This window comes from Rhodococcus sp. M8 (genome assembly GCF_015654185.1).
GTDB classification, from domain to species: Bacteria; Actinomycetota; Actinomycetes; order Mycobacteriales; family Mycobacteriaceae; genus Rhodococcus; species Rhodococcus aetherivorans.
This window is the reverse complement of the sequence record NZ_CP064065.1, coordinates 5,047,811-5,074,057: the sequence shown is the minus strand read 5'-3', so window position 1 is coordinate 5,074,057 and position 26,247 is coordinate 5,047,811. Positions and strand designations below refer to the sequence as shown.

Sequence of the window (26,247 nt, the reverse complement as noted above, 5' to 3'; positions counted from 1 at the left end):
GAGAATTACATGGAAAGCGATCTCTTCGAACACGACCACCAACTGTTTCGCGACTCCGTGCGGAGCTTCGTCGACAAACACGTCGTCCCGAACCTCGAGAAGTGGGACGCTGATCGGCTCATCGACCGGGAAACCTGGCTCGCTGCGGGTAAGCAAGGGCTGCTGGGCCTGAGCGTCCCTGAGCAGTACGGCGGGCCCGGCGAGCTCGATTACCGCTTCCGCGTCGTGATCCAGTCCGAGATCGCACGGGTGGGCGCATCTGCGCTGCAGTCCGGCTTCTCGACCAACGACGACATCGTCCTCAACTACCTGCTCCGCCATGCCACCGACGAGCAGAAGCAGCGGTGGCTGCCCGGATTCGTCACGGGCGAGACGATCGGCGCGATCGCGATGAGCGAACCGGCCGCCGGCAGCGACCTGCGCGGCATCACGACTACCGCGGTGCGCGAAGGCGATCATTGGGTCCTCAACGGGTCCAAGACGTTCATCACGAGCGGCATCCTGGCCGACCTCGTCATCGTCTTCGCCAAGACCGATCCTGCAGCCGGTTCGCACGGGTTCAGCCTCTTCGTCGTGGAAGACGGAACGCCCGGGTTCTCCCGCGGCCGCAAGCTCGACAAGGTCGGTCTGCACGCTCAGGACACGGCCGAATTGTTCTTCGAGGATGTCCGCGTCCCCGCAGAGAACATCCTCGGCGAGCTGGGGCAGGGCTTCGGCTACCTCATGCAGAGCCTTCCACTCGAGCGGCTCGGTATCGGCATCGCCGCGCAGGTGTCCGCCGAGGCCGTCATGAGCTGGACACTCGACTACGTCAAGGAACGCACCGCGTTCGGCAAGCGCATCGGCGAGTTCCAGGGGATGGGTTTCACGCTCGCCGAACTGCAGACGGCCGTCGAGGTCTCGCGCGCGTACATCGACCGCTGTGTCCGCGAGTACAACAAGGGCACGCTCTCCGCGGTCGACGCGTCCAAGGCGAAGCTGTGGGCCACCGAGTTGCAGGGCCGGGTGATCGATGCCGGCCTCCAGTTCCACGGCGGCTACGGCTACATGATGGAGTACCCGGTCGCGAAGGCGTTCATCGACGCCCGGATCCAGCGGATCTACGGCGGCACCAACGAGATCATGAAGGAGATCATCCATCGTGATCTGATGAAGGCCTGAGTCCCGGCACACGAGGAAGGGGACCCGATCGAATCGGGTCCCCTTCCTCGTCTCAGCTTCACGATTCCGGTGTGAACGTGAGCGGTAGCCGCACGCAACCACGCACCGACGTACCGTGCATCAACGGCGGATCACTGTCGACCAGCGCGTAGTCGGGGATTCTCCGATGTATCTCCTCCATCGCCAAGGTGAGCTCGAGGCGGGCGAGGTGAGACCCGAGGCACCGATGCGGCCCTGCACCGAACGACAGATGCCTGTTCGGGCCACGATCGATCACGAACGCGTCCGGATTGTCGAACTCGGCTTCGTCGCGGTTGGCCGCACACAGCAGGAGCAACACTTGATCGTCGGCCTTGATGTTGACGCCGGCGATCTCGACATCGCGGGTGGCCCGCCGGCCCATGCTGACGGCGGCTTCGATGCGGAGGATCTCCTCGACTGCGTCCGGCACCAGGCTGCTGTCGTCGATGAGCGCCTGCCGTTGCACCGGGTTGTTCGCAAGGTGCACCATGGCCCAACCGAGTGAACCCTGCACCGTGTGCAGTCCGGCAATGAGCAGCAGGAAGAACATGCGGCGCAGTTCCTCGTCAGTAAGGTGCCGCTCGACTCCGTCCATCCGGATCGGGGTATCGATGATCTGCGCGGTGACGCTCTCCGAGTCCTCCTGCCCGGAACGCACCCGATCCACGAATGCACCGAAGTACTCGAACACGTTCGTTGCCGCTTCTGCCCGGGCACGGGCGGATTCCTCCTCGCCGGCTCCCGGAATCCCCTGGAGCGCAATATCCGTCCACTCCGTGAACTGTTCGGCATCGTCGAGAGGCCAGCCCATGAGACTGAGGAAGACACGAGTCGGCAGCGCATGCGCGAACTCGGCAACGAATTCGCACCGGCCGGAGTCCGCGAAGCCGTCGATCAGTTGGTTGATGATCTCGCGGATCCTCGGCTCGAGCTCTTTCATCCGCGCCGGACCGAACAGTGGCTGGAGCGCCTGACGATACTGCGTGTGCTCGGGCGGATCGATCTCGACCGGGATGAACTTGCCCTGGCCGGCATCGACCAGGTTGTTCGGATAGCTGGAGAACGTCTCGGCATCGCGCAGGATGCGGAAGATGTCCGCGTAGCGCGTGACGATCCAGTGCCCACCGTGGTGCGGGGAGTAGACGATCGGTCCGCGGGCACGGAGTTCGGCGGCCTTTTCCTGGAAGACATCGACCGGAGCGGCGAGAGCTGGGTCGTACACGTCGAAGTCGACGAGCAGATCCTCGGATACGTTACTGGCAGTCAACGCGTTGCACCCTTCTGAATCCATGGAACCTGCCGATCCGACGCTCAGGTCGTCGGTGTGAACCTGATCGGAAGCCGCAAGCAGCCCCGCACCTGCGTTGCGTGCAGGATCGGCGGATCGGATTCGACGAGTTCGTAGTCCGGAATCCGGCGGTGCAGTTCCTCGAGCGCGATCGACAGTTCGATGCGGGCCAGATGTGAGCCCAGGCACCGGTGCGGACCGGCACCGAATGCCAGGTGCCGGTTCGGTGACCGGTCGATCACGAACTCGTCGGGATCCTCGAATTCGCTTCCGTCGCGGTTGGCCGAACAGAGCACCAGCAGCAACTGGTCGCCGGCCTTGATCTTCGCCCCGCCGAGTTCGACGTCGCGGGTCGCACGGCGGCCCATACTCACTGCAGCCTCGATCCGCAGGACCTCCTCGACGGCGTTCGGGATCAGCGAGTCGTCCTCGATGAGCGCGGCGCGCTGACGAGGATTGTTCACCAGGTGGATCACGGCCCAGGCCAGCGATCCCTGAACGGTGTGCAGACCTGCGATGAGCAGGAGGAAGAACATGCGGGTCAGCTCTTCGTCGGTGAGCAGTCGCTTGCCGTCCTCGAGGTCGACCTCGGTGCGGATGAGTGCGGAGGTGACATCCTCACCGGGGTTCGCGCGACGCTCGTCGACGATCTTCTGGAAGTAGGCGAACATCTGCTGGGCTGCCTCGGCGCGTGCCTTCGCCGACTCGTCCTCGCTGGCTCCGGGCTTGCCCATCAGGGCGGTGTCGGTGGCCTCGGTGAGTATCGGGGCGTCCTCGAGTGGCCAGTCCATCAACGCGAGGAAGACGCGGGTGGGCAGCTCGTGCGCGAAGTCGGCGATGAACTCCGCCTCACCCTTGCCCGCGAAACTGTCGATCAGTTCGTTGACCACGCCCCGGATCTGCTCGGACAGCGCCTTCATCCGGTTCGGGGAGAACAGCGGCTGCAGGGCCACCCGATATCCGGTGTGCTCCGGCGGGTCGAGCTCGAGCGGCAGAAACTTGCCGTCCCCGGCATTGACGAGGTTGTTCGGGTAACTCGAGAAGGTTTCCGGGTCGCGGAGGACCTCGTGGAGCTCCTTGTACCGGGTGACGATCCAGTGGCCGCCGTGCGCGGTCGAGTAGACGACAGGGCCTTTGGCCGCGAGTTCGGCGACCTTCTCCTGCACGGTGTCCACCGGGTCCGTGAGCGACGGGTCGTAGATGTCGAAGTCGACTACAGGTGTCGACATTTCGTCGGTGATGGTCATGCTGATCGCCCCGTTCGAAGGGTCTGTGTTGCTCGAGAAGTCAGGGTGTTTCGAGGCTCAGGGCTCGTTCGGGGCACATCGCGACGGCCTCCTCGGCCGCCACGATGTGCGCTGCGGTCCCTAGCGTTTCCTGCACGAGCACTGGGTATCCGGCATCGTCGCAGTCGATGATCTCGGGGGCGCGGCCGTAACAGAGGCCGTGCCCGGCGCACGCCGACCGATCCACGACGAGTCGGCGCGTGCCTGACTGCGCTTCCGTGTCGTGGGCAGTCATCGTCAGTCCTCGCCGGTGACCATCGGCGGCGGGTTGTTCCCGTCTTCGGGGAACATCATCGCCACTCGAGACAAGGTGCCGCCGTCGGTGGTCGGCAGGGTGACACCGGAGATGTATGCCGACTCGTCCGACACGAGGAACAACGCAGCCCGCGCATTGTCCTTCAGCGACGGCGGACGATTGAGCTTGAGCGGAATCGGCGAGACACTCGGGTCCCACGGACCGGCGACCTCCTCGTACGACTGCCCCACCACCGGAGCACCGGCCGGCGCCAGGAAGTTCGGCGACATCCCGTGCGTCGGGGCGATCGCATTCACCCGGATCCCGTACTTGCCCAGATCCAGGCTCAGACCGCGAACCATCCCGTTCACACCGGCCTTCGTCGCCGAATACGCTGCGATGCTGTGGTACGCCACGAACGACGCCGCCGACGAGGTCGCCAGGATGACACCGCCACCATTGGCCCGCAACGCCGGCACCGCCGCCTTCGCGGTGTAGAACACGCCGGACAGGTTCACCCCGATGACGTCCTGCCAGTCCGCGTCCGTCAGATCCTGGAACTCGACCTGCTCACCACCCGCAACGGACGGCACACCACCGCGCGAGACAATCCCGGCATTGGCCCACGCGATGTCGAGCTTTCCGAACGCCGCCACCGTCGCCGCCACCGCATCGACCACCTGCTGCTCGACCCGCACATCCGCGGTGACCGCGATCGCCGAACCACCCTGCTGCTCGACCAACTCGACCGTGCCCTTCGCACGCTCCGGATCGATATCGACCACCGCGATCTTCGCGCCCTCCGACGCGAACAACTGCGATGCCTCGCGTCCCAACCCGGACCCGGCACCGGTGATCAGCGCGACCTTACCTTCGAGTTTCATCAAAGCTCCTCAGCTCGAACATGTAACAGAGGGATGGAAGACGCTGGAGGACGGCGACTTCCCTACAGGGTTCGCACCGTCATGTGATTCAGCTTACATACATGAGAAGTGATACGTCAATCGTTCTTTGTAAATCAGCCGAGCCGGATCGACGTGTCGAGGACCCTTGCGCGGGAATCGACTCTTCACCGCATGGAGGTCGTTGATGAACAGCCGCTTGACCATTCGCGAAACACTGCCGGTACGCGACACTGCTAGTACGCGATGAAGAGAATCTCATCGCGCGAGTACTCCATTCCGGGATGTGACTCGCTCAGGTGCGACCGGGCCTTCGCAACCAGGTCGTCTTCATCCGTGCCCGTGACCACGGCTCCACACGGGCAGGTCAATCTCGTCTTCATCCTCATAGCGGTCGGCCCTTCTGCGCCATCGGTACGGTCGGTGACACCCCTGTCCGTCCTCGTCGACCGAGAGGCTCGGGAGCGCCGGGCCGGATGTGGGCGACATCACACCACAATATCTAACGTACGTAGGTTACACAACCGCCGGAGCCCTGATGCCGGTCGTCTGCTGTCGATAGAGCCGCCAGTGCGACACAGCAGGAACGTCGCGAAGCTCGGGTCGCAGATGAAGGCTACGTGCGCGCCTCCGTCTCCCAGCCCCCTCACGTTTCGGAATCGATCAGGCAGGCTCCGCGGTCTTTTCGACAGGCGCGTCCGTCCGATGCATGGCATTGGTCCTTCGGGGAACCAACGACACCAGCACTGCGGCAGCCACTCCAGCGAACGCGAAGGCGTAGTAGGCCCAGTCCGCTCCGAGCGCAGAGCTCATGATCATTCCGGTGAGAATGGGCCCGCAGACACCACCCAACCTGCCCAGCCCCACCGCCAGTCCGAGCGCTGTGCCACGCGCAGCGGCCGGGTAGAAGACCCCGACGAATCCGTAAACGCCCGTCGTGGAGGACGCACAGAAGCCGATCAGCAGAACCAACCCGAACACGAGCGCCTGTGCCGGCTGCAGGGTCAGGGCGGACACTGCGATCGCTCCCCCGACAAAGCTCACCGAGATCACCGGACGCGATCCCAGTCGATCCGCCAGACCGGTGATGACCACCATGCCGAACCCGCTACCGATGTTGAAGGCGAGCAGGAACGTCAACGCGGACCCGAGATCGTAGCCGGAGGCCCTCAGCATCTGAGGAATCCAGGTGTTCATGCCGTACGAGACGAGAAGGCCGAAGAAGGTGATGAGCGGGAACATGATCGTCGCGATCCTGTATCCGGGTGCGAACAGGAGCTTCAGTCCCGACTTGGAACCGGCATTCGCGGTTTTCGACTCCTCCAGGGCCAGGCCGGATTCGGCACCGTGATCAACCGAGTAACGCTGCGTCAACGCGCGGGCCTCATCGTGCCGGCCCTTGCTCACGAGGAAAGCGATCGATTCGGGCAGGCTTCGGTATGCGATGACGAACAACACGACCCCAAGGAGGCCACCCACTGCGAACATCGATTCCCAGCCGAAGGCAGGGATCATGAAGATGGCGGCGATGGCGACCACGCACCCGCCGATGGGAAAACCGGTTTGGATGACGCCGTTGTAGAACTGCCGTCGGTCGACCTTGACGTATTCCTGGGTGAGCGCAATCAGGGTGGGGAGGGCTCCGCCGAAGCCGAGGCCGGCAAGCAACCGGAAGAGGCCGAAGGTCTCGAGATTCGGCGCAATGGCACATAACCCGGTGAACAGACTGAAGCTCACAATGCAGGCGAGCACGATCGGTCGCCGGCCGACGAGGTCCGTGAGGTAGCCGGCCAGCATTGCGCCGGCCATCATTCCGAACAGCGACAAGCTGCCGATCAACCCTGCCGAGGCGGTGGTGATCCCCCACTGTTCGATTTCCAGCAATGTCGGAAGCACTGCGCCGAACATGATGAGGTCGACACCATCGAGGATGGTGATGGCCAAGCAGGTGAGGACCACGGATCGGGCACCCGAGACGGCCCTTTCCTTCCCCAGGCCGGAGATCTGCGACATGTTGGTTCCTTCGGGTTGTGGGGTATCTGGGTTCGATGCCGATGAACGCGCGAGTGGCGGTTGTCGACGTGTGTCGACAACGGGGCAGAATCGTTCGATTGCAAGCTCGTCGCGACCGTCGAGGTGCGGGGCTGCGGGATACGCCCTTTACCACCGCGGCATGCCCTGCATCACACGGGCAATAATCTAATGCCTATCGGTACTGGCGACAAGCCCGGAATGAGCACTTCGGAGCTCAGCCCCACTTCCTCGAATCCTCGAACGCACGCGCCATCCACTGATGAAAATGCTGGTTGGCAATCTCGTTTCGCCCGAAGTAGATCGGTCCGATGTCCGTGTTCGTAACGGCCTTCTGCAGACCCTCGTTGACGACGAGGTCCTCCTCTCGAAGTACGGCCATCAGAATGTTCCAGTTCTTGTCCCACCGCGCCTTCTGCTCGTCCGTCACGGCAGGTTCCCGAGTGAGAAGACGCATCTGCATCCGGGCCCCGACGGGCGTGCCCGGAGCAGGGACGAAGTTGAGCACCTCCAGATGGTCCGGTTGACGCAGCACCGACATATTGGGCATCAGAAAGTGCGCAACGGTGATGTGCCGGTCGATCGGGGCGTCCGCGGGCGCGACACCTCGCACCGTGTCGATGCTCTTGCGTGCCGTGACCATTCGTCCGTGCCTGCCCATGGGTTCCCAGGATTGCGCGTTGTTGTAGAAGTACGGCGCAACAGTTCCGGCGTGGGTCGAGGTGATGTGGTAGCCGTCGAGGAAGGCATCCATCAAGACCTTCCAGTTGATGTCCACATCGAAGTTCTGGGCGATATGGCAGTGGTATTTGTCCATCTCCATGGCGGCGAGGGACTCGTCGAACTCCCGGCCGAGCCACTCCGCGATGTCGATCGTTCGATCACCCGCGGCGGAGTCGACGACCCAGACGAAACCGTGTCGCTCCTCGACCGGAATCTCCAGCAGGCTCATGCAGCGACGATCGACCCTCCCGAACGTCGGCTCGTCCGCGATCGACCGCAGACTGCCATCGCTCCCATACGCCCACCCGTGGTAGCGGCACGAAAAGATGCGCTTCGAACCCCTCTCCTCGGGAACGAGCCGGGCGCCTCGATGCCGGCAGGTGTTCACGAACCCACGAACCCCACCGTCCGCCTGCCGAACGAGAACAATCTCGTTGTTCGGCAACTGGACCGTCGCAAAGTCGTGGTTGCCGGGCAATTCGGTGCTGTGCGCCGCGATGATCGGCACATATCCGAACAGCTCTCTGCGCTCGCGGGCCGCCAGTTCCGGATCGGTGTAGACGCGCGGATCGACCTCGAGGATCTCCGGCGCCATATCGGTGGTGTCGTGGTCGAGGTGATCGAACAACGCCCGGGCAAAACCCGCTTTCGTCGCCTCGTCGTACGGAAGATCGGTGTAGACCATCGTGCTCACTCCTTCGCGGGACCGCGGCGGTCCCCGCAAGAACGTCGCTAGAGCTGCAGACTCTTGATTTCGACAAACTCCTCGAGGCCGAATGCCCCGCCCTCACGCCCATGGCCGGATTGCTTGAATCCGCCGAAAGGCGCAGCGCCGTTGAACTTTCCACCGTTGACCTCGATCTGCGTCGCACGCATCCTGCGCGCAACCGACTTCGCGCGCTCGGGGTCGCCGGACCACACAGCGCCGGCGATACCGAAGATCGTGCCGTTCGCGATCTCGATCGCTTGCTCGGGTGTGTCGTACGCGATGATCGACAGCACCGGACCGAAGATCTCCTCCTGAGCGATCGTGCTGTCCGGGTCCACCTCCGAGAACACGGTCGGTTCGACGAAGAATCCGGTACGGGCCGGTGCGTCGACCGACCCGGCGACGAGCTTTGCGCCCTCCTTGACGCCGGCACGGATGTAGTCGAGGACCCGCTCACGCTGAGATGCGGTAACCATGGGTCCGAGCTTCGTGTCGCCGTCGGCGGGATCGCCGGGCGCGTAGGCCGCGGCCGCCTTCGCGGCGAGCTTCTCCGCCTCGGCCAGGCGGGAGCGCGGTACGACCAAACGAGTCTGCGCATTGCAGGACTGTCCGCCGTTCATGTAGCAGGCACGCACGGTGTGCGGCACGGCCTTACCGAACTCCTCGTCGCTGAGGTCGTCGAGCAGCACAGCGGCGCTCTTTCCACCCAGTTCGACCGACACCCGCTTCACTGTCCCGGCGGCCAGTTCGAGGACTCGCTTGCCGACCGAGTTCGATCCCGTGAAGCTGACCATATCGATGTCCGGATGAATGGCGATGGCCTCGCCGACGATCGGACCGTACCCGTGAACCAGATTGAATACGCCGGCCGGAACTCCGGCAGCGTCGACCGCTTCCGCCAGGGCGTGGGCGGTGAACGGGGCAACCTCGCTGGCCTTGACGACCACCGTGCACCCGGTCACGAGCGCAGCCCCGATCTTGGCGGTGATCTGGTGCAACGGGTAGTTCCAGGGCGTGATACACCCGATCACCCCGACAGGCTCACGCACGATCAGGGAGTTGCGGAGCTGTTCTTCCCACGGGAAGTCCCTCGCCGCGGTCACGGCCTCACGCAGGTCGACGATACCCAGTCCGATCTGGGCCCAACGCGCCACCCTGCGTGGGGTGCCGACCTCGGCGACGACGATATCGGTGATCTCCTCCTGTCGCCGCTCCAGTTCGTCGGCCAGACGCGAGACGAACTCCGCCCGCGTGTGCGGCGCGGTCTGTGACCACTGCTCCAAGGCCCGCCGCGCAGCAGCCACCGCCACATCGACATCTGCGGCAGCCCCGGCGGGGACATCCCCTATGCGTTCCTCGGTGGTCGGGTTGACGACGTCGATACGCTCCGCGCTCGTGGAGGCACTCCACGTGCCGTCCACGTACAGATCAAGGGTCACGATGGCTTACTCCGTATCATCGAGTTGACAGAATTCACCGGTACACCGAGCTGCTCGGTCACCGAGAAGGCATAAGAAGCAACGGCTTACCGCTTACGATCCGACGAGGTCCCGCAGACCTTCGTCGCTCACCGTTGCGGTGGCCACACCCATCACACCGGCGAGGAATCCGCGGATCGCTACCACGAAGAGCTCGCGCGACGACCATCGGTTGGCTGCCAGCGCGCGGGTGAGCGTCGGGTGTCTCCGCTCGTCGACATTCGGGAAGACCTCCGTGCTGCCGACCGGGTCGCGCATGAGATCGCTCAGAGTGGTGGCGAGTGCCAGTTTCTCCAGTCTGTCCAGGATCACCACGTGCAGGCGCGCCGGTACGCCCCCGTCCTCGAGGATTCGGGCACACATTTCGTACGTTCTCGTGAGGACGTCGCGCGGAAGAAACTGCACCAGCACGAGAGCGGCATTGGGATGGCGGAGAATCGCGTCGCGGTAGTTGAGGCTGAGTTCGACGAACCATTCCACCCAGTCGGTATCCGACGAATACTCGGGCACCGTGGCCCCGGTCATGAGCTCCTTCGCCACCTCTGTCATGAGCTCACGGCGATCGGCGAAGTGGTGATACAGCGAGGAGGTATTCACGTTCAGGTGTTTGGCCACGCGCGGCAGGCTGAACGCAGCCATACCTTCGGTGTCGATGATCTCGATGCTTGCCGCGATCGTCGAACTCCGGCTGATCAGAGGCTTTGCCGGTCGTCCCATCACGTCCCCCTTTCGATCGACCCGAGACTCAGTTCCACAACCCCGCCGTATCGACTCCGATGGAAAACCAGTGGCTGCGTGGTCGGATCCGACCCGAAGTCGAGGAGGTCAGCAACCGCGATGAGGTGATCGCCACCGTCGTGCTCCGCAGCCAGCGCCACCTCGAACCACGCCGCCACCCCGCCGATGATCGGCGCGCCGCCCTCGGCCGGGCACCACCGCACTCCGTCGAATTTCCGGCCCCCCGATTTCGCAAAGCGGTCACTGAGAGCGTGTTGGCCCGAGGAAAGTACGTTGACACAGAACGTCTCGGCGGCCCGAATCGCCGGCCAGCTCGTCGAACGCCGGCTCGGGCACAGCAGGACCTGGGGCGGATCCAGCGATAGCGCCGAGAACGACTGACAGGTGAATCCGGCCGGTTCGTCGCCTACCATCGCCGTCACCACCGTCACACCGGAGCAGAAATGTCCCAAGACGTCGCGGAGCGCCCGAGTGTCCGTTGCCGGGCCGATGCTGCTGTCCACTCGCGTCGACACATGTCGTCCTCTCATCTGCCCGGTGCGATGTGCACCCGGATCTCGCCTGCAGGAACGAGCTGCATCGGGCTCATGGCGCCGTCCGTACCGCGCGGGGTGTGATCCGTCGCCAGACCAGTGCCGGAGACAGCGTGGTGGTGCGGAACACGAGCGGATCCGACGACAGGGTCATCACGTCACCCTCGAAGCGCACGTACCGCTTCTGGTCGTCGCCGATCCAGTTCGGATACAGCGATACCGCCATCTCGTGCCAGACAGCGGAGTTGTCCTCGTCGACACGGTAGGGACCCGAATAGGCGAGGTACCCCCCGGCGGCCTCGCTTCGTTCGCCCATCTCGCCGCTGTGCACGTTGCGGGTCCGGTAGAGGGTTCGGCCGGAACGCATGATCTGTGCCGACATGTACCCGTCCGCCGAGTAGATGATCAGTCCGCGAGCCTCGGGACCCAGCGGGTAGTCGACCTTTCCCGTATCGGAGGTTGTCGAGTACTCGACGAGTTCCCAGGCCCCGACGATCCGCTGGGCGATCGAGACGCCATCGATGTCGGTGTCGGTGTCGGTGCTCATGTCCTGCTTCCTTTCAGCTCACAGCACGTCGCGCGTGCAGAGAAGGACCGAACTCGAGAGTGCGGCCATGGGCCCGCCGATGAACAGGGACACCTTCGCGCCGGGCACCTGGTTTGCCGAGCTTCCGCGCACCTGGCGCACGGCCTCGACTGCCAGCCCCATCCCGTTGACGAACGAATCTGCGAGATTGCCCCCGCTGGTATTCACCGGGAGCAGTCCGTGCGGAGCCGTCAGATTCTCGAGGGTCATGACCTTGCCGGCTTCGGCGCCGGGTGGGCACAGCCCGTGATCGATCAGCGCGGCCACCCCGGAACCACTGAAGTTCTCGTAGACCTGGACGACATCGACCTGGTCGGGACCGAGGTCGGCATCTGCCCACAGACTCTCCGCGACCCCCGCCGCCCCGGAGAATCCCGCCGAGGTGTAGTCGAGATCGTTCTCCGTGTCGACGGCGTAGCCCCCTACCGCGCCCTGACTGCCGGCCAGCACGTAGGCCGGATTCGGATGGAGCTTCTCGGCGCGCTCGGCAGCGACCAGGATGAGAGCAACGGCTCCGTCGTTCTCACGAGAACAATCGTAGAGCCGGTACGGCTCGACTATCATCCGCGAGGCTTCGTAGGTCGACTCGTCGAGAGGACGCCCGAACGCCGCGGCACCCGGATTCTGCTGCGCATGTACGTAGTCGGCGAGAACCAGGGACCTCATCGCGGATTCCGGGACCCCGTCGTGCTCGAGCATCCGCTGGGTGCGCAGTGCGCAGGCCTGGGCGGGGGATCCGACTCCGTGCGGGAGCATGTGACCGTCGAAATGGTGCTTGGCATATCCGAGGCGGCCGGAATCCCGCTGTGCCATGGCGCGGTACACGACCACGCACTGTGCTTGGCCCGCTGCGATAGCGACCGCCGCGTTGGTGATCGCCGCGGCGGCACCACCACCGCCACCACCCCAGATCATGGTGGACCAGCGGATCCGGTGCGACATCAGTGACGCACCCACGACGGTCCCGTCGTTGTCACCGCCGCCGTACGAGACGAAGCCGTCGATCTCGCGGGGCGGCACCCCGGCCTCGGCAGCAGCCTCGACGATGGCGCGCAACGTCATCCGAAGTTCGCTGTCGGGCGATTCGCCTCGTTTGTAGTGGAATTCGCTGACGCCCACGACGGCTGCGGCACCGCGGAGAAATGAGCCGGTCATCGCTCGTCTCCCCGTTCGGTCCCGTTCGCAGTGCTCGCGAGGCGCCAGCGGAGCACCGGCCAGGGCGAGTCGGCAGGTTGCTGGATGATTCCCGCAGCCGAGTCACCGATGGCGATGTCCGCATCGTCGTTCTCCGCCAGCAGACCGAGCACTCGTCGCCCCCCGGCGTGCGGGAGCTCGACGAGAACCGTGACGTACGGCAGTTCGCCGGCCAGCTCCGGGATGAAGGGGTGCCAGGTCCGCGACCACGAGAAGACCCGTCCGACCGGTTCCACGGCGACCCATGCCGGGTCGAACGCCCGGCACTGTCCGCACATCCAGCGTGGTCCCCAGATCCACAGTCCACACCGGCCGCATCTCTGCAGCCGCAGCTCACCCGCCCGCAGACCTTCCCAATACGGCAGGTCCAGGCCGTCCGCGTACGGACCGGCCAGGACGGTGGCCGGGAACTCGCGGGCCACCCCGGGACCCGGTGTCATCGGATCGCACCGCTTTCGTGAATCGGCATATCGCTCCTTCGCCCTACGGGCGGGTGTCGCAGAAGGTCCGGTCGGTCAGTGCTTGGTCAGGTAGCCCGCGTCGATCGGCAGGTCGATCCCGGTCACGTACTTCGCGCCGTCGGACACGAGCCACAGCACGGCGTCGGAGATATCCTGTGGTTCGAGCATCATCACGTCGAGCAGATTCGTGCGGTCGTTGTGCTTCCACTTCCGCACCACGTGTGGCAACACCTTCGACAGTCCCTCCGCCATGGGCGAATTGACCCCTGTGGGGTTGACCGTGTTGACGCGGATGTTGTGATCGGCGAGCTCGAACGCGAGTGTGTCCTTCAAGCCTTGGAGTCCGTGCTTCGCGGCGCCGTAGTGCCCCCACGAGGGAGAAGCGCCGAGTCCGTCGACCGACGAGGTGATCACGATCGATCCGCCTCGACCACCCTCGATCATCACCGGTACGACAGCCTTGCACGCCTTCCACGCTCCGGTGAGGTTGACGTCGAGCATCGTCTGCCACGCGTCGTCTTCGATCTCGATCGTCGACTCGCAGTGATCGTGGATTCCGGCGTTCGCCAGCAGGATGTCGATCCTTCCGAATTGCGATACCGCAAGATCTGCGACAGCCTTCATGTCCGCACTGCTTCGCACATCCGCCTGCATGCCGGCAATCTCACCCCCGGCTTCCTTGACCAGCTGGATCGTCTCCTCGAGGTCCCCCGGTGTCGCGAGTGCATACTGCACATTCTTGATCGGTGCGGCGACGTCACACACCACGATCCTGGCGCCGGCAGCGGCAAGCGTGAGCGCGTGGGCGCGCCCCTGGCCGCGAGCTCCGCCGGTGATGATTGCTACTTTTCCGTCGAGTGAGGTCATCGATTCTCCTGCTGTCGGATAACGGTGTTGAGCGGGGTCTTGCCGGATCGACTACCGTGCGCTCTTCACACGCTCGTAGTCCTGCGTCGCTTGGCTGATGCCGGTCGCGAATCGCTCACTGAAGCCGTCCTTGCGCGCTTGGGTCCAGTGATAGGAGTTCAGCAGCGGTTCGCAGGCGCCCGTGAAGCGCGGCATGACGTCGCGCGTGAGGATGCGGTACATGCGTGAGGTGGCCTCGGTGTCGGCCCAGTCGTGTGCTGTCGCGAGGAAGGTGCCGAAGCCGCCGGTGCGGTCGATGATCTTCTGGATGTAGTCGATGGCGTCGTTCGCATCGCCGATGCAGCCGTATCCGGACTCGTTGACGCGCCGGACCAGTTCCTCGTGCGCGACTTCTTCGCCGGGTTCGATCATTTTCATCGGGGTGACGACGTGGCGGTAATCCATGAAGTCGCGCAGCCCGTACCGGGTGTCCTCGACGGCCTGCTCGAAGGTGTCGGCGATGTGGATGTTGCCGACGATCGCCCAGTCACCGCGGTCGACCGTCCGACCGTGCTCGTTCGCCTCGTGGGTCGTGATACCCCACGTCTGCTCGAGCAATTCGAACGACTTGTCACTGGTGCCACCGATGGACAGCAGACCGAGTCCGTACTTGCCGGCCAGCTTGGGTCCGGACGGGGACATCGCCGCCGCGACGGTGATCGGCACGCCGGGGTACGAATAGGGGCCCAGCTGCACTCGGGCATCCTCGAGGGAGAACCATTCGGTCTTCCGGTCGACCGGCCCCGGTGTCTCGAGCAGTTCCAGGATGGCGTCGAGGGATTCCTCCATCCGCGGCCGCAGAAGGTTGTAGTCCATGCCCATCATCTGCGAGTCGGCCACGAGCGCGCCCGGCCCGACACCGATCCTGATGCGTCCTCTAGTCATGTGATCCAAGAACGTGATTCGGTCGGCCACCATCAACGGATGGTGGTACGGGAGAGAGATGACACCGCTGCACAGCTCGATGCGCTCGGTGCGCTGTGCAGCTGCCGCGATCATCAGTTCCGGTGACGGACCGACCTCGTATCCACCGGTGTGATGCTCGCCGAACCACACCTGGTGGAAACCGAGCCGATCGAGATCCTCGACATGGCGGAGATCCTGTTCGATCGCCATCGTGGGGTTACGGCGGGGATTGTGGTACGGCGGAAGGAACACTCCGCACCGGAGCGGAGCCTTCCTCGCAGCCGGCGCATAGTTCACGTTCGACCCGGTGTTCTCGGTTGCCGATTCCATTTCAGTTCTCCTGTCGGTCGTTGCGTGACGCGCCGCAGATGGTGACGATGGCCCGAGCGGTCCGTTCTCCTCGGTTGTGCCATCGGTGCCTGTTCCCGTTGATCACCACCGTGTCGCCGGGATTCAGTTCGATCTCCACACCGTCGTCGAGTTCGAGCACGAGCAAACCCTCGAGAAGGACGTGCACGTCCACGGAATCCGTCCGATGAAACCCCGGATCCTCGTCGTCCATGACGACGATTCCGTTGTCGCTGTCGCCGATGCGACCAGGCTCGAGCACCCAGCCGATCACCCACACTCCGCCCGGATCCGGAAATCCGACGGCGGCCGGTACTTCACCGGAATTGGGGACCTCGGGATCGGAGTCGGTTCGCCAGATGGGGTCGATTCCGGCGGCGTCCAGCCTCTCGATCTGCTCGTCGGCGACGAGCACGGCCGCGCCCTCGCGTTCGACTGCGATTACGCGACGAAAGCCCATGTTTGCCCCTCCGGGAGACAATTCTGTGACGACGAACGGCGCCGGGATGGCAGACAGTACGTTCTGTCCCACAACAGATTTCAGTTCACGGACACGAACAGGGAAGCACCGCGTGCTACGTGTGATACGCGCCCCACCCGCAGCACGCGAGTGTTGCGCATCACACCGATCAATCTAAATGCTATCGGTTAATCGGTCAAGCGGGCACCGACTGCGCGACAGCAATTCCCCTGCGAAACGCAGACATCAGCACATACGCTGTTGACCGGTCGGAAACGACTGATCTACCGTCGTCCCAAGGCAATCGCCCCTCCCCACGTCAGCCCGCTCTCGTCACAGCGCCATATCACCTGACTCCCCGGAAGACCCCTCCCCGCCGAGGCGCTCTCCGGATCACTCCCCTCGCGAAGGATCGCCGATGATCACGACACAGATCGAAATTCCCGCACATCTGATCACCGACTTCGATGTGTACGACCCGTCCCTGGCCGTGCCGGCCGATGTGTTCCAGGAGCGTGTCGCTGCGTTACGCAAGCAAGGGCCGGTCCTCTACTCCCCACATCACGGCGGACACTGGGTCGTCACCCGATACAGCGAGGCACTCCAGGTGCTCCAGGATCCGGAGACGTTCTCGAGCTTCCCGAACAACCTGCTCAATGCCGCGCAGGGCAAATTCCTTCCACTCGAACTCGACCCGCCCGAACACAGCTACTATCGGCAGGCACTTCAGCCGCTGTTCAGTCCCAAGCAAATGAAGGCGCTCGAGCCCGAGATCCGGGGCATCATCACCGCGCTGATCGACGACTTCGCAGAAAAGGGCGAGTGCGAGTTCATCTCCGAGTTCGCACACGAACTGCCGACGCGGATCTTCCTTGCGCTCATGGGGTGGCCACTGAGCGACGCACCGCAATTCACCGAGTGGACCGACATCACGCTCCAGGGCATCCCCGGCGCGAGCGAGGAGGAATCGGCCGAGGCCCGCGCGAAGGCCGCCGGCGAGATCTACGAGTACTTCGGGCAGGTGGTCGCCCGGGTCCGCTCCGGCGACGACAACTCCGGGAGCCTCACGGCGCAGATCATCAACACCCCACTCGACGTCGAAGGAACACCCAGGCAGCTCACCGACGAGGAACTGTGCCGGATGTTCTTCCTGCTTCTCGTCGCGGGACTCCACACCGTCCAAGGCGCTCTCGCCTGGGGACTCATCCACCTGTCTCGTAATCTCGAGCAGCGCGAGGCGATCCTTGACGACCCGACGCTGATTCCATCGGCGGTGGAAGAGATCCTGCGGATCGAGACTGCCACGAGCGGCGGCCGGCGTGCGACCCGAGACACCGAGATCGGTGGTGTCTCGATCAAGGCCGGCGACCAACTCTTGGTGTTGATGACCTCCGCCAACCGTGACGACGACGAGTTCGACAACCCTGACGAGCTACAGATCGAACGGCACCCCAACCGCCACATCGGGTTCGGCGCCGGCCCGCATCGCTGCCTCGGCTCCCATCTCGCGCGGCTCGAGCTGAGGCTCGCCATGGAGGAGATTCACAAGCGGATTCCCGACTACGCGCTCGTTCCGGACAATCCCGCGGTCTTCCATTCGTCCCAGGTCCGTGGATGCGAGAAGCTGCCGATCACGTTCGCGCCGTCGACGCACTGATCCCGCTCGACCCGGTCGCAGGAAGTCGGCCCGAACAGTAGAAGGTCCCCGGAGGAAGCTCCGGGGACCTTCTCGGCTGTGTCACACTGTGGAGGGAACCGGCGACAGCGCCGGATCGTCGGCGGGCGGTTGCAGCACGCCGTCGCGCACGAGCGAATCGATCTCGACTGTGCTCAGCCCGAGCACTCTCTCGCAGATCTCACGTGTCTGCTGACCGGCCAGGGGCGCCTGCCGCAGCGGCCAGTCCGGCAACGTCGCGAAGTGCGCCACCTGCTTCGCGGTCGGGAGCGGCGCCGGAAGCAGCTCGTGTTCGAGCTCGGTGTACGCACCGCGCGCGATCAGCTGAGGGTTGGTGAGCAGCTCCGGCAACCGGATCATGGCCCCGGCCGGTATTCCAGCCGCCTGCAGAGTCTCCATCGCATCGGTCGGCGTGTGCCGCAGCAGCCACTCCGTCAGCACCTCGTCGGCCTCGGCGCGGTGGTCGATCCTGAGCTCGGCGGTGGCGAAACGAGGGTCGTCGGCGAGGTCGGGCCGGCCCACTACACCGCACAGCCTCGCCCAGTCCGTGTCGTCGCGGACGGTGACGACACACCACTCGTCGTCACCTCCACACGGGTACACCCCGGAGGGCGCCGAGTACGGATCGGAATTTCCCGGTGCGCCGATCGACCCAGGCTCGAGATGTTCCGCGACGAGCTGGCTACCCAGTTGCACGATCGCGGTGTCGGCCTGAGCGACCTCGATCGCGGCGCCACGCCCGGTCCGCAGCCGGTGGATCAGCGTGGCGAGAATCGTGGTTGCGGTGACCTGTCCGGCGATGTGATCGGGGTAGACAGTCGAGCCGTCGCACAGTGCATCAGTGGTGTCCGAGTACCGCCAGAGCGCTGAGACACCACAGGCTGCCCGTACCAGCGGTCCGTAGCCGAGCCGCTTGTTCCACGGGCCGACACTGCCGAAGGCGCTGCTCTCGGACACGATGATGCGCGGATTGATCGCGGCGAGCTCGTCGTACGAGAGCCCCATCGAGGCGAGAGTGCCGGGCTTGAAGTTGGCGAGCACGATGTCCGCTTCGGCGGCCAGCCGCTTGAAGATGCGGATGCCTTCGGGACTGCGCAGGTTCAGTCCGAGGCTGCGGCGGTTACGGTGGCCCCACGCCACGGACGCGGCGAGGGCCGCACCCCGCTTCGACTGGCGCAATCCGTCCGGGAAGTTCGAGTTCTCGATCTTGATGACGTCGGCGCCGTTGTCCGCGAACTGGCGCCCGAGTTCAGCACCGAACACCACGACACCCATATCGAGGACCCGAAGACCCTCGAACGGCCGCCCACCCGGTTCGCGCTGCAGTGCGGGAATCGGATCGTGAGCCCCGTCGATGTCGGACCCGAACACCATGTCGTTGTGCTCACCGAGTTCTGGCGCACGCATGCGCACTCCGGCTCGCTGCCCGTCGACCTTCGCGTACCCGGACGGGACTCGCGCGGTGACGCCGGGTGAGATCTCGGTATCGACGAACGTACCGGCCGCATCGAAATGCTCGGTCGTCAAGACCTCCGACACGGTGTTGAGACCACCGATCGGGATGCCCCGGGCCGCACCTTCGACGACGAGTTCGTCGCGGGTATAGGTGCTGAACAACTGTTCGATGAGCGGATTGAGGCGAGCGGACGCAGCGAATCGCGCGGGAATGGTGTCGTATGTCGGATCCGCGAATTCCTCCGGCTCACCGAGCCATTCGAACATCGCCCGCCACTGCCGCTTCGCGAGCAGGCAGATGCGCACCTGCCCGTCGCCGCAGCGATAGACCGGGTAGAAGTTGGCGGCGTCGGGCCGGCCCCGCGGGAAGTCCTCGGAACGGCCTGCGGCAGCGGAGCCCTGCACACCGAATCCGGGGTCGAAGCCGTGCACGATGACCTCGAACGCCGAGATGTCGACGGTTTGTCCCCGTCCGGTGTGCAACCGATCGAAGTAGGCGAGCAGCGCCGACCACGCCGTGTGCACGCCCACCGACTCGTCGATCAGCCCGTGGGGCGGCAGCAGCGGCTGCTGCCCCGGTTCGCCGGAACGCGACAGCACACCGCTCAGTGCGTAGAGCACCTGCTCGGTCGCAGTCCAGTCACGATACGGCCCGTCCTGGCCGAAGCCGGTGATCGACACGGCCACGAGCTGCGGATTGATCCGGCACAGGTGTTCGGCACCGATTCCCCGAGCAGTGAGGAATCCCGGTGGGAAGGACTCGAGAAGAATGTCCGAGCGTTGCGCGAGGTCACGCAGCCGTTCCTGTCCCTCGTCTCCGTCCAGGTCGAGGGTGACTCCGAGCTTGTTCGCATTGCGCAGCGCGAACGGAACGCTCACACCGCTGCGGACCGGTTGCGCCGAGCGCGAAGCCGAGCCTCCGGGGAGTTCGACGTGGACGACCTCGGCCCCGAGGTCGGCGAGAAACCGGCCTGCGGTGTCGCCGAATCCGTCCGTCAGTTCCAGTACCCGGACACCGTGCAGGGGTAGTGCCATCTTGTGCTCCAAATGTGGCTCGACGCGAGAGGTGTTTCTGGTCAGCGAGTTCCGAAGTACACCGACTTCGACGTGTAATAGGGTGCCAGCCCCTCCGGGCCGAGCTCGCGACCGAGCCCCGACGACTTGACACCGCCGAACGGCGCGTCCAGGTCGAGGGCGTAGTAGTTCACTCCGACGGTGCCGCTGTGGATCCGTGCCGCCAGATCGAGGCCGTGCCGTTCGTCGGTGGTCCAGACCGTGCCGCCGAGTCCGTATTCCGAGTCGTTGGCGAGCGCGACTGCCTCGTCCTCACCGTCGTAGGCGGTGACGGTCAGCACCGGACCGAAGATCTCCTCCTGCGCGATGCGCGCGGAATTGTCGACGCCGGCGAACACGGTCGGCTCGACGAACCACCCCTGCGGCTGATCGTCGGGGACGCCGCCGCCGGTGGTGATGCGGTATCCGTCGGCGCGGCCCGACTCGATGTAACCGAGGACGCGGTCGCGCTGGGCCGCCGAGACCAGCGGCCCCACGTCGGTGGCCTTGTCGAGCGGATCGCCGACGGTCAGTGCCCGCACGGTCTCGGTGACCGCGTCGACGACCTCGTCGTACCGGGAACGCGGCGCGAGGATCCGAGTGCTCGCGTGGCAGGTCTGGCCGTTGTTAACCAGCGATACGTCGAGCAGGTTCCTCGCGAACACGTCGAGGTCGGCCTGTTCGGTGACGAGCGCCGCGGACTTGCCGCCGAGTTCGAGCGTGACCGGCCGCAGCAGCCGCCCGCAGACCTCACCGATCGCGCGCCCTGCCGCCGTGGACCCGGTGAACGCCACCTTGTCGACGCCCGGGTGCGAAACCAGGTAGGCACCGGCGTCGCGGTCGGCCGGGACGACGTTGACCACACCGTCGGGCAGACCCGCCTCGAGGGCGGCGTCGGCGAAGGCGAACGCGTCGAGTGCCGTCTCGGGCGCGGGCTTGAGCACCACCGTGCATCCCGCCGCGAGCGCGGGAGCCAGCTTCATCGCGGCGAGTGGCTGTGGGTAGTTCCACGGCGTGATGGCCGCGACCACACCCACCGGCTCGCGTCGCACGACGGTGCGACCGCCGAATGCGCTCGGCCGCACGTCCTCGTTGGACGCGTTGCGGATCAGCCCGGCGTAGTACGAGAGCATCGCTGCGGGGCCGAAACCGTTGACACCGCCCGACAGCGCGATCGGCATGCCGTTCTCGCGGCTCACCAGTCGGGACGTGTCGCGACCGCGGGATTTGAGGGCGGCCGCGAACCTGTCGAGCAGGTCCGCACGTTCGACGTGGGTCAGCCTGCTCCACGGGCCGGCGAGTGCTGTGCGCGCGGCCGCAACGGCGTCGTCGATGTCGGCCTCGGTCGCCAGAGCGGAGGTACCGAGCACCTTCTCGGTGGCCGCCTCGACGACGTCGACGGTGCCACCGTCCTTCGGCGCCACCCATCGGCCGCCGATGAACAGTTCGTTCCTGTCCTGATCGTTCATGTCGTGCCTTTCGGAGGTGGCGGTCAGAGGGTGTCTTCGTGGCCGAGCAGCACCGAGCTCACCAACGGCGCCATCGGCCCGCCGATGAACAGGGAGGTCTTCGCGCCCGCCACCGGGTTGGTCGAGGTGCCGCGGATCTGCCGGACTGCTTCGACCGCGAGGTTGAGACCGTTGATGAACGAATCGGCGAGGTTGCCGCCGCTGGTGTTGACGGGCAGTTTGCCGTTCGGTGCGGTGAGATTGTCGACGGTCATGAAGGTGCCGGCCGCTTCTCCAGGCGGGCACAGGCCGTGATCGATCAGCGCCGCAACAGCGGGACCGCTGAAATTCTCGTAGACCTGCACGACGTCGACATCGTCCGGACCGAGGCCCGCCCCGGACCAGAGTCGCTCGGCGACACCGGGTTTTCCGTTGTTCGCCGGCCCGAATCCGGCGCTCATGTACTGCTCGCCGAGGTCGTTGTCGATCAGTTCCGAGTACCCGCCCGGTGCGCCCTGTGCGCCGGACAGCAGGTACGCCGGGTCGGGGCGCAGGGTCTTGGCCCGCTCGGCCGAGACGAGCACCAACGCGACCGCGCCGTCGCTTTCCCGGGAGCAATCGAACAGGTGGAACGGCTCGGCGATCAACCGCGAGTTCTCGTAGGACTCCTCGTCGAGGGGTCGGCCGTAGCCCTGCGCGGTCGGGTTGTTCTGCGCGTGCTGGTACGAGGCGAGGACGAGCGAGCGCATCGCCGAGCGCGGCACCCCGCCGTGCTCGAGCATCCGCTGGGTGCGCATCGCACAGATCTGCGCGGGGGAGCCGATGCCGTGCGCGAGGAAGTGGCTGCCGTAGTGGTACTTCGCGTATCCGAGTCGACCCGTATCCGCTTGCGTCATGGCGCGGTAGACCACCACGCACTCTGCCTGACCGGTGGCGATCGCAGTCGCCGCGTTCGTGATGGCAGCTGCGACGCTGCCGCCGCCACCGCCCCACATCATGTTCGACCAACGCAGCTCGTCGATCAGCAGTGCGCCGCCGATGATGGCGCCGTCGTTGGCGCCACCCGCGTAGGAGACGAATCCGTCGATCTCGCGGGGGTTGACGCCTGCGTCGGCACACGCTTCGAGGATGACCTCGAGGGTCATGCGCTTCTCGCTGTGCGGCGCCTCGCCGCGCTTGTAATGCTGTTCGGCGACGCCGACGACTGCGGCTGCACCGCGTAGGACGTTGTCACTCATCGCTTTTCTCCCTCTACGATCGAGTCGGCCCGGCGCCAGCGCAGCAACGGCCAGGCGGCACCCTCGGTCCGCTCGAACACTCCGACCACTCGGTCGCCGATCTCGGGGTTCGCATCGATGTCGTCGGCGAGGATGCCGAGAACCCGGCGGCCGTCGGCGTGCGGCAGTTCGACGAGCACCGTCACGTACGGCAACCGATCGGCATATTCGTCCATGTACGGGTACCAGCTGCGATTCCAGCTGTAGACGGTGCCGACCGGTTCGACGGCCTCCCAGTCGAGATCGAAGCTGTGGCAGTTGCCGCAGATGGCCTGCGGCCCCCAGATCCACGTGCGGCAATCGCTGCAGCGCTGAAGGCGCAGCTCACCGGCGAGGAGACCGTCCCAGTACGGCTGATCGAGTCCGTCCGGCGCGGGTCCCCACGGTTCGGTCGCGAGTTCTGTCGCGGTCATGCGTTCGCCTCCGTTCCGGCGGGGAAGTTCTCGAGCTTCGCCGCGAGCCAGCGTCCGTCGTGGAGCTCCCAGATGGAGCGCAGCCCGATCGAACGGTCGCCCATGTCGTAGACGGTCTCGCCCACCATCCGGTCGCCCTCGGCGCGCACGTCCTTGATCTCGAAGCCTTTCGTGGCCTCGCGGGGGGTGTCGATTCCGTCGAATACCTGCGGAATGTTCTCTCGCACCATGTCGGCGAGAGCGGCCTTCATGTTTCCGGCGACAACGTAGCCGACATGCTGTTCGTACAGTGCACGAAAGTCTTCGACAGACATCTGTGAACTCCTCGATTCGTGACACGAGCCTGTCGTGTCCGTCAGTGCAATAACCTTATGTCGTTAGATAAATGCCGTCAACGTCGCGCGAAGTGGAACTGCCCGTCCTCCCTGATCGAAACGTGCTGACCTGCAACATCGCCCTCCGTGAGGCGCGCGAGATCCTCGGCGTCCGTGGTCGCCGCGAGGGTTCGCTCCCCTGCGGCAGTGCGTGCCGCGAGGAAACCACGCTCCGGCGAACCGTCGCGGCCGTACACCACGGTCCACGACTCCGCCGACGCCGTGCCCGCGTAGGACATGAGCGCGGCGGTCGTGGGCTGCCCCGCCACCTCGGCCTGCACGTCCAGCCGCCGGAATCCTCCGGCGGGAGGTTCCGTCCGGTACACGCCCATGGCGTGCTTCGTGAGATAGCCGCTGTTGGCGGTCACCAGACCGTACGAACCCGGGGACTCACGCACCCGTTTCGCCATGGTCGCGATCGAATGGCTCACGTAGTTGTTCCACGGGCCACCCCCGAACGTCAGACCACCGGTCACGGTCAGCGGCCGACCCGGATCATCCAGCGCCAACCCCAGCTCGTTCGCCGCAACCTGTACCGCCGACGGAAAACACGAGTACACATCGACGTGCGCGACATCGTCCAGCCCGATACCCGCGAGCTCGAGAGCCCGCGCCCCCGCAATGCGAATCGCCGGTGACCCGTCGAGGGCACCCCGTTCGGCGATCGCATACGTATCGTGCGATTCGGTGCCGGACTGCGGAAAGACCCAGTTCTCCCGCGGGATACCGAGCCGGGCGGCCGTCTCGACCGAGCACATCAGCAGCACCGCGCCCTGATCGACCATGTTGTTCGAGTTCAGCAGCTTGGTGTAGGGCGTGGAGATCATCCGGTTCTCGGGCGACGGTGTCGCGATCTCCGCCGCGGTGTACTCCCGCTGCACCCACGCATTCGGGTTCGTTGCCGCGATCTTGCTGAACCGCGACCACAGGCCCCCGATGAACTCGCGGTGCTCCTCGAGGGAGCGTCCCGCCGAGACCCGCAGCGCCTGCTCGAACAGCGGATAGACGTACGAGGGCCGGTCCAGACCGATCCGGCGTTCGCTCTCGTCCGCCATCGGCACATCGGTGACCATGATCTCGGCGGCGGGCACCGACTCGTCCTGCACGCTCCACTCGGGTCGCTGCTTCTGCGCCCGCAGCTTCATGCGGGTCCGCCAGGATTCGGCGCCACCGATGAGCACGACGTCGGCGCGGCCAGCGGCGATGTCCTCGGCGGCACCGTTGACCAGCACCTGCGGCGTGCTCCCACCGTTTCCGGAGTAACCGGTGTGCCGTACGGTCGCGCCGATGCGCTCGCCGACGAGTGCGCCCGGGTCGCGGTAACGCCAGGACAGGAGCCCGACCACGCGGACGGAGTCGACCAGTTCGAGCAGGCGCGCGGACCCGGCATCGGCAGCGGCCTCGCGCGCCGCGCGCGCCATGAGATCGACGGGCTCCACGCCGCCGCCGCGTTCGTCGACCTGGCCGGTGCCGACCAGGATCGGGGTTCTCGGATCGAGGGTCACGACTGCACTGCCTCCAGAATGCGCTCGCGGTTCTCCGGCTTCGGCCACCCACCGAGGATGAGGGTGGTCAGGCACGTGGACTTCCACTTGGTTTCGATCTCTTCGATGATCTTGTCCGCGGGACCGACCAGGGCGACGTCCTCGACCATCTCGGTGGGCACGGCCTGTGCGGCGAGCTCGGGCCGCCCGCTCAGGTACAGCTCCTGGATCTCGGCGCACACCTCGCCCCACCCCATGCGGGCGAACACGTCGTTGTGGAAGTTGGCACCCTTGGCCCCCATACCGCCGGCGTAGAGCGCGACCGTCGGCTTGAGCCGGGCGGCGGCCTTCTCCACGTCGTCGTTCTCGAGGAGCCAGCACACGTTCGCAACCTCGAAGTCGTCGGCGGTGCGGCGCGCTCCCTCACGCGAAAAGCCTTCGGCGAGTGCCGTGCGGTAGAACTCGTCGCTCTTGGGCGAGAACCACAGCGGCGTCCAGCCGTCGGCGATCTCGGCGGCGAGCGCCACGTTCTTCGGGCCCTCGGCGCCCATGTAGACGGGGACGTCGTCACGCAGGGGGTGGACGATCGACTTGAGCGGCTTCCCCAGTCCGGAGCCGCCCTGGAGCGGCAGCTGGTAGTGCCGCCCCGAGTAGGTCACCGGCTCCTCACGCGCCCACACCTGCCGCATGATCTCGATGTACTCGCGGGTGCGTTCGAGAGGTCGCGGGTAGGGCTGCCCGTACCAGCCCTCGACGACCTGCGGCCCGGACGCGCCGATGCCGATGATCACGCGACCACCGCTGAGGTGATCGAGGGTCTGCGCGGCCATCGCCAGCGCCGTCGGTGTGCGCGCCGACATCTGGCACACCGACGTCCCCAGCTTGATCCTCGACGTCTGCGCACCCCACCACGCGAGAGGTGTCAGCGCGTCGGACCCGTAGGTCTCGGCGGTCCAGAAGCTCTCGACCCCGAGCGCTTCGGCCTCGGCGAGCATCCGTTCGACATTGCGCGGCGGGCCCGAACCCCAATACCCTGCGGCGATTCCAACTCTCATGCTGCTTTCACTGCCTCTTCGGTGTGTCGTCGAATCAATCGGTGCCG

Annotated in this window: 25 protein-coding genes; 2 read left to right on the top strand and 23 right to left on the bottom strand. The window is 65.5% G+C overall.

Annotated features, from left to right (window positions below; translation table 11 throughout):
* Positions 1-9 precede the first annotated feature (9 nt).
* Positions 10-1,161 carry an acyl-CoA dehydrogenase family protein gene (locus ISO16_RS23050; RefSeq protein ID WP_072634459.1) on the top strand — a complete coding sequence of 384 codons (1,152 nt, stop codon included), beginning with the start codon at positions 10-12 and terminating at the stop codon, positions 1,159-1,161.
* Positions 1,162-1,219: 58 nt separating this feature from the next.
* Here the strand turns inward: ISO16_RS23050 and ISO16_RS23045 are convergent, their stop codons facing one another.
* From ISO16_RS23045 to ISO16_RS22970, 16 genes are all read right to left on the bottom strand, one after another.
* The gene (locus tag ISO16_RS23045; RefSeq protein ID WP_072634458.1) at positions 1,220-2,473 is read right to left on the bottom strand and encodes a cytochrome P450; all 1,254 of its coding nucleotides are present in this window, start codon (positions 2,471-2,473) and stop codon (positions 1,220-1,222) included.
* Positions 2,474-2,493: 20 nt separating this feature from the next.
* Positions 2,494-3,717, bottom strand: coding sequence for a cytochrome P450 (locus tag ISO16_RS23040; RefSeq protein ID WP_072634457.1), 1,224 nt, complete (start codon positions 3,715-3,717; stop codon positions 2,494-2,496).
* 40 nt (positions 3,718-3,757) lie between these two features.
* A complete protein-coding gene (locus ISO16_RS23035; RefSeq protein WP_072634456.1) occupies positions 3,758-3,991 on the bottom strand; it encodes a ferredoxin in 234 nt (77 codons plus the stop codon).
* Positions 3,992-3,993: 2 nt separating this feature from the next.
* Positions 3,994-4,875, bottom strand: coding sequence for an SDR family NAD(P)-dependent oxidoreductase (locus ISO16_RS23030; protein WP_072634455.1), 882 nt, complete (start codon positions 4,873-4,875; stop codon positions 3,994-3,996).
* 254 nt (positions 4,876-5,129) lie between these two features.
* Positions 5,130-5,276, bottom strand: a complete 147-nt coding sequence (locus ISO16_RS23025; protein ID WP_065923532.1) for a DUF1059 domain-containing protein — start codon at positions 5,274-5,276, stop codon at positions 5,130-5,132.
* A 280-nt stretch (positions 5,277-5,556) separates the two neighbouring features.
* Positions 5,557-6,906: an MFS transporter gene (locus ISO16_RS23020; RefSeq protein WP_072634454.1), complete on the bottom strand. Its 1,350-nt coding sequence runs from the start codon at positions 6,904-6,906 to the stop codon at positions 5,557-5,559.
* A 235-nt stretch (positions 6,907-7,141) separates the two neighbouring features.
* On the bottom strand, positions 7,142-8,332 hold the full coding sequence (locus ISO16_RS23015) for an aromatic ring-hydroxylating oxygenase subunit alpha (RefSeq protein ID WP_072634453.1): 1,191 nt from the start codon (positions 8,330-8,332) through the stop codon (positions 7,142-7,144).
* Positions 8,333-8,379: 47 nt separating this feature from the next.
* The gene (locus tag ISO16_RS23010; protein WP_072634452.1) at positions 8,380-9,795 is read right to left on the bottom strand and encodes an aldehyde dehydrogenase family protein; all 1,416 of its coding nucleotides are present in this window, start codon (positions 9,793-9,795) and stop codon (positions 8,380-8,382) included.
* Positions 9,796-9,888: 93 nt separating this feature from the next.
* Positions 9,889-10,551 carry a TetR/AcrR family transcriptional regulator gene (locus ISO16_RS23005; protein ID WP_072634451.1) on the bottom strand — a complete coding sequence of 221 codons (663 nt, stop codon included), beginning with the start codon at positions 10,549-10,551 and terminating at the stop codon, positions 9,889-9,891.
* A complete protein-coding gene (locus ISO16_RS23000) occupies positions 10,551-11,087 on the bottom strand; it encodes a flavin reductase family protein (protein WP_072634450.1) in 537 nt (178 codons plus the stop codon). Before ISO16_RS23000 ends, ISO16_RS23005 begins: the two co-directional genes overlap by 1 nt.
* Before the next feature lie 70 nt (positions 11,088-11,157).
* Positions 11,158-11,652 (bottom strand): lipocalin-like domain-containing protein, encoded by a 495-nt coding sequence (locus ISO16_RS22995; protein WP_072634449.1) that lies wholly within the window; start codon positions 11,650-11,652, stop codon positions 11,158-11,160.
* 18 nt (positions 11,653-11,670) lie between these two features.
* Positions 11,671-12,846, bottom strand: a complete 1,176-nt coding sequence (locus ISO16_RS22990) for a thiolase C-terminal domain-containing protein (RefSeq protein ID WP_072634448.1) — start codon at positions 12,844-12,846, stop codon at positions 11,671-11,673.
* The gene (locus ISO16_RS22985; RefSeq protein WP_029541633.1) at positions 12,843-13,325 is read right to left on the bottom strand and encodes a Zn-ribbon domain-containing OB-fold protein; all 483 of its coding nucleotides are present in this window, start codon (positions 13,323-13,325) and stop codon (positions 12,843-12,845) included. Before ISO16_RS22985 ends, ISO16_RS22990 begins: the two co-directional genes overlap by 4 nt.
* Before the next feature lie 75 nt (positions 13,326-13,400).
* Entirely contained in the window at positions 13,401-14,213 is an 813-nt protein-coding gene (locus ISO16_RS22980; RefSeq protein WP_006936302.1) for a mycofactocin-coupled SDR family oxidoreductase, read from the bottom strand.
* A gap of 51 nt (positions 14,214-14,264) precedes the next feature.
* On the bottom strand, positions 14,265-15,488 hold the full coding sequence (locus tag ISO16_RS22975) for an LLM class flavin-dependent oxidoreductase (protein ID WP_072634447.1): 1,224 nt from the start codon (positions 15,486-15,488) through the stop codon (positions 14,265-14,267).
* A gap of 1 nt (position 15,489) precedes the next feature.
* Positions 15,490-15,966 (bottom strand): cupin domain-containing protein, encoded by a 477-nt coding sequence (locus ISO16_RS22970; protein WP_072634446.1) that lies wholly within the window; start codon positions 15,964-15,966, stop codon positions 15,490-15,492.
* Between the two features lie 418 nt (positions 15,967-16,384).
* Here ISO16_RS22970 and ISO16_RS22965 point away from each other — a divergent pair, with 418 nt between their 5' ends.
* Complete coding sequence (locus ISO16_RS22965; RefSeq protein WP_072634445.1) at positions 16,385-17,623, top strand: cytochrome P450; 1,239 nt, start codon at positions 16,385-16,387, stop codon at positions 17,621-17,623.
* Between the two features lie 81 nt (positions 17,624-17,704).
* On the opposite strand, the gene ISO16_RS22960 is transcribed toward ISO16_RS22965, so the two are convergent.
* The 7 genes from ISO16_RS22960 to ISO16_RS22930 all read right to left on the bottom strand — a co-directional run bounded on the left by ISO16_RS22960 (position 17,705) and on the right by ISO16_RS22930 (position 26,200).
* Entirely contained in the window at positions 17,705-20,131 is a 2,427-nt protein-coding gene (locus ISO16_RS22960; protein ID WP_072634569.1) for a CaiB/BaiF CoA transferase family protein, read from the bottom strand.
* Between the two features lie 41 nt (positions 20,132-20,172).
* On the bottom strand, positions 20,173-21,618 hold the full coding sequence (locus ISO16_RS22955; RefSeq protein WP_072634444.1) for an aldehyde dehydrogenase: 1,446 nt from the start codon (positions 21,616-21,618) through the stop codon (positions 20,173-20,175).
* A 23-nt stretch (positions 21,619-21,641) separates the two neighbouring features.
* Entirely contained in the window at positions 21,642-22,835 is a 1,194-nt protein-coding gene (locus ISO16_RS22950) for a thiolase C-terminal domain-containing protein (RefSeq protein ID WP_072634443.1), read from the bottom strand.
* Positions 22,832-23,287, bottom strand: coding sequence for a Zn-ribbon domain-containing OB-fold protein (locus ISO16_RS22945; RefSeq protein ID WP_072634442.1), 456 nt, complete (start codon positions 23,285-23,287; stop codon positions 22,832-22,834). The genes ISO16_RS22950 and ISO16_RS22945 overlap by 4 nt, the downstream gene beginning before the upstream one ends.
* Entirely contained in the window at positions 23,284-23,601 is a 318-nt protein-coding gene (locus tag ISO16_RS22940; RefSeq protein ID WP_029541620.1) for a hypothetical protein, read from the bottom strand. The genes ISO16_RS22945 and ISO16_RS22940 overlap by 4 nt, the downstream gene beginning before the upstream one ends.
* A gap of 77 nt (positions 23,602-23,678) precedes the next feature.
* Entirely contained in the window at positions 23,679-25,166 is a 1,488-nt protein-coding gene (locus tag ISO16_RS22935) for an acetyl-CoA acetyltransferase (RefSeq protein WP_072634441.1), read from the bottom strand.
* Complete coding sequence (locus ISO16_RS22930) at positions 25,163-26,200, bottom strand: LLM class F420-dependent oxidoreductase (RefSeq protein WP_072634440.1); 1,038 nt, start codon at positions 26,198-26,200, stop codon at positions 25,163-25,165. Before ISO16_RS22930 ends, ISO16_RS22935 begins: the two co-directional genes overlap by 4 nt.
* Positions 26,201-26,247 lie beyond the last annotated feature (47 nt).

Excerpts from the sequence above, each read along its gene's own strand:
- ISO16_RS23015 (WP_072634453.1), bottom strand. The coding sequence starts at position 8,332 with ATGGTCTACACCGATCTTCCGTACGACGAGGCGACGAAAGCGGGTTTT.
- ISO16_RS23005 (WP_072634451.1), bottom strand. The coding sequence starts at position 10,551 with ATGGGACGACCGGCAAAGCCTCTGATCAGCCGGAGTTCGACGATCGCG.
- ISO16_RS23050 (WP_072634459.1), top strand. The coding sequence starts at position 10 with ATGGAAAGCGATCTCTTCGAACACGACCACCAACTGTTTCGCGACTCC.
- ISO16_RS22950 (WP_072634443.1), bottom strand. The coding sequence starts at position 22,835 with ATGAGTGACAACGTCCTACGCGGTGCAGCCGCAGTCGTCGGCGTCGCC.
- ISO16_RS22940 (WP_029541620.1), bottom strand. The coding sequence starts at position 23,601 with ATGTCTGTCGAAGACTTTCGTGCACTGTACGAACAGCATGTCGGCTAC.
- ISO16_RS22975 (WP_072634447.1), bottom strand. The coding sequence starts at position 15,488 with ATGGAATCGGCAACCGAGAACACCGGGTCGAACGTGAACTATGCGCCG.
- ISO16_RS23045 (WP_072634458.1), bottom strand. The coding sequence starts at position 2,473 with ATGGATTCAGAAGGGTGCAACGCGTTGACTGCCAGTAACGTATCCGAG.
- ISO16_RS23020 (WP_072634454.1), bottom strand. The coding sequence starts at position 6,906 with ATGTCGCAGATCTCCGGCCTGGGGAAGGAAAGGGCCGTCTCGGGTGCC.
- ISO16_RS22980 (WP_006936302.1), bottom strand. The coding sequence starts at position 14,213 with ATGACCTCACTCGACGGAAAAGTAGCAATCATCACCGGCGGAGCTCGC.
- ISO16_RS22990 (WP_072634448.1), bottom strand. The coding sequence starts at position 12,846 with ATGACCGGCTCATTTCTCCGCGGTGCCGCAGCCGTCGTGGGCGTCAGC.
- ISO16_RS23030 (WP_072634455.1), bottom strand. The coding sequence starts at position 4,875 with ATGAAACTCGAAGGTAAGGTCGCGCTGATCACCGGTGCCGGGTCCGGG.
- ISO16_RS22985 (WP_029541633.1), bottom strand. The coding sequence starts at position 13,325 with ATGACACCGGGTCCCGGGGTGGCCCGCGAGTTCCCGGCCACCGTCCTG.
- ISO16_RS23035 (WP_072634456.1), bottom strand. The coding sequence starts at position 3,991 with ATGACTGCCCACGACACGGAAGCGCAGTCAGGCACGCGCCGACTCGTC.
- ISO16_RS22960 (WP_072634569.1), bottom strand. The coding sequence starts at position 20,131 with ATGGCACTACCCCTGCACGGTGTCCGGGTACTGGAACTGACGGACGGA.
- ISO16_RS22970 (WP_072634446.1), bottom strand. The coding sequence starts at position 15,966 with ATGGGCTTTCGTCGCGTAATCGCAGTCGAACGCGAGGGCGCGGCCGTG.
- ISO16_RS23040 (WP_072634457.1), bottom strand. The coding sequence starts at position 3,717 with ATGACCATCACCGACGAAATGTCGACACCTGTAGTCGACTTCGACATC.
- ISO16_RS22955 (WP_072634444.1), bottom strand. The coding sequence starts at position 21,618 with ATGAACGATCAGGACAGGAACGAACTGTTCATCGGCGGCCGATGGGTG.
- ISO16_RS22945 (WP_072634442.1), bottom strand. The coding sequence starts at position 23,287 with ATGACCGCGACAGAACTCGCGACCGAACCGTGGGGACCCGCGCCGGAC.
- ISO16_RS22930 (WP_072634440.1), bottom strand. The coding sequence starts at position 26,200 with ATGAGAGTTGGAATCGCCGCAGGGTATTGGGGTTCGGGCCCGCCGCGC.
- ISO16_RS22995 (WP_072634449.1), bottom strand. The coding sequence starts at position 11,652 with ATGAGCACCGACACCGACACCGACATCGATGGCGTCTCGATCGCCCAG.
- ISO16_RS23025 (WP_065923532.1), bottom strand. The coding sequence starts at position 5,276 with ATGAAGACGAGATTGACCTGCCCGTGTGGAGCCGTGGTCACGGGCACG.
- ISO16_RS22965 (WP_072634445.1), top strand. The coding sequence starts at position 16,385 with ATGATCACGACACAGATCGAAATTCCCGCACATCTGATCACCGACTTC.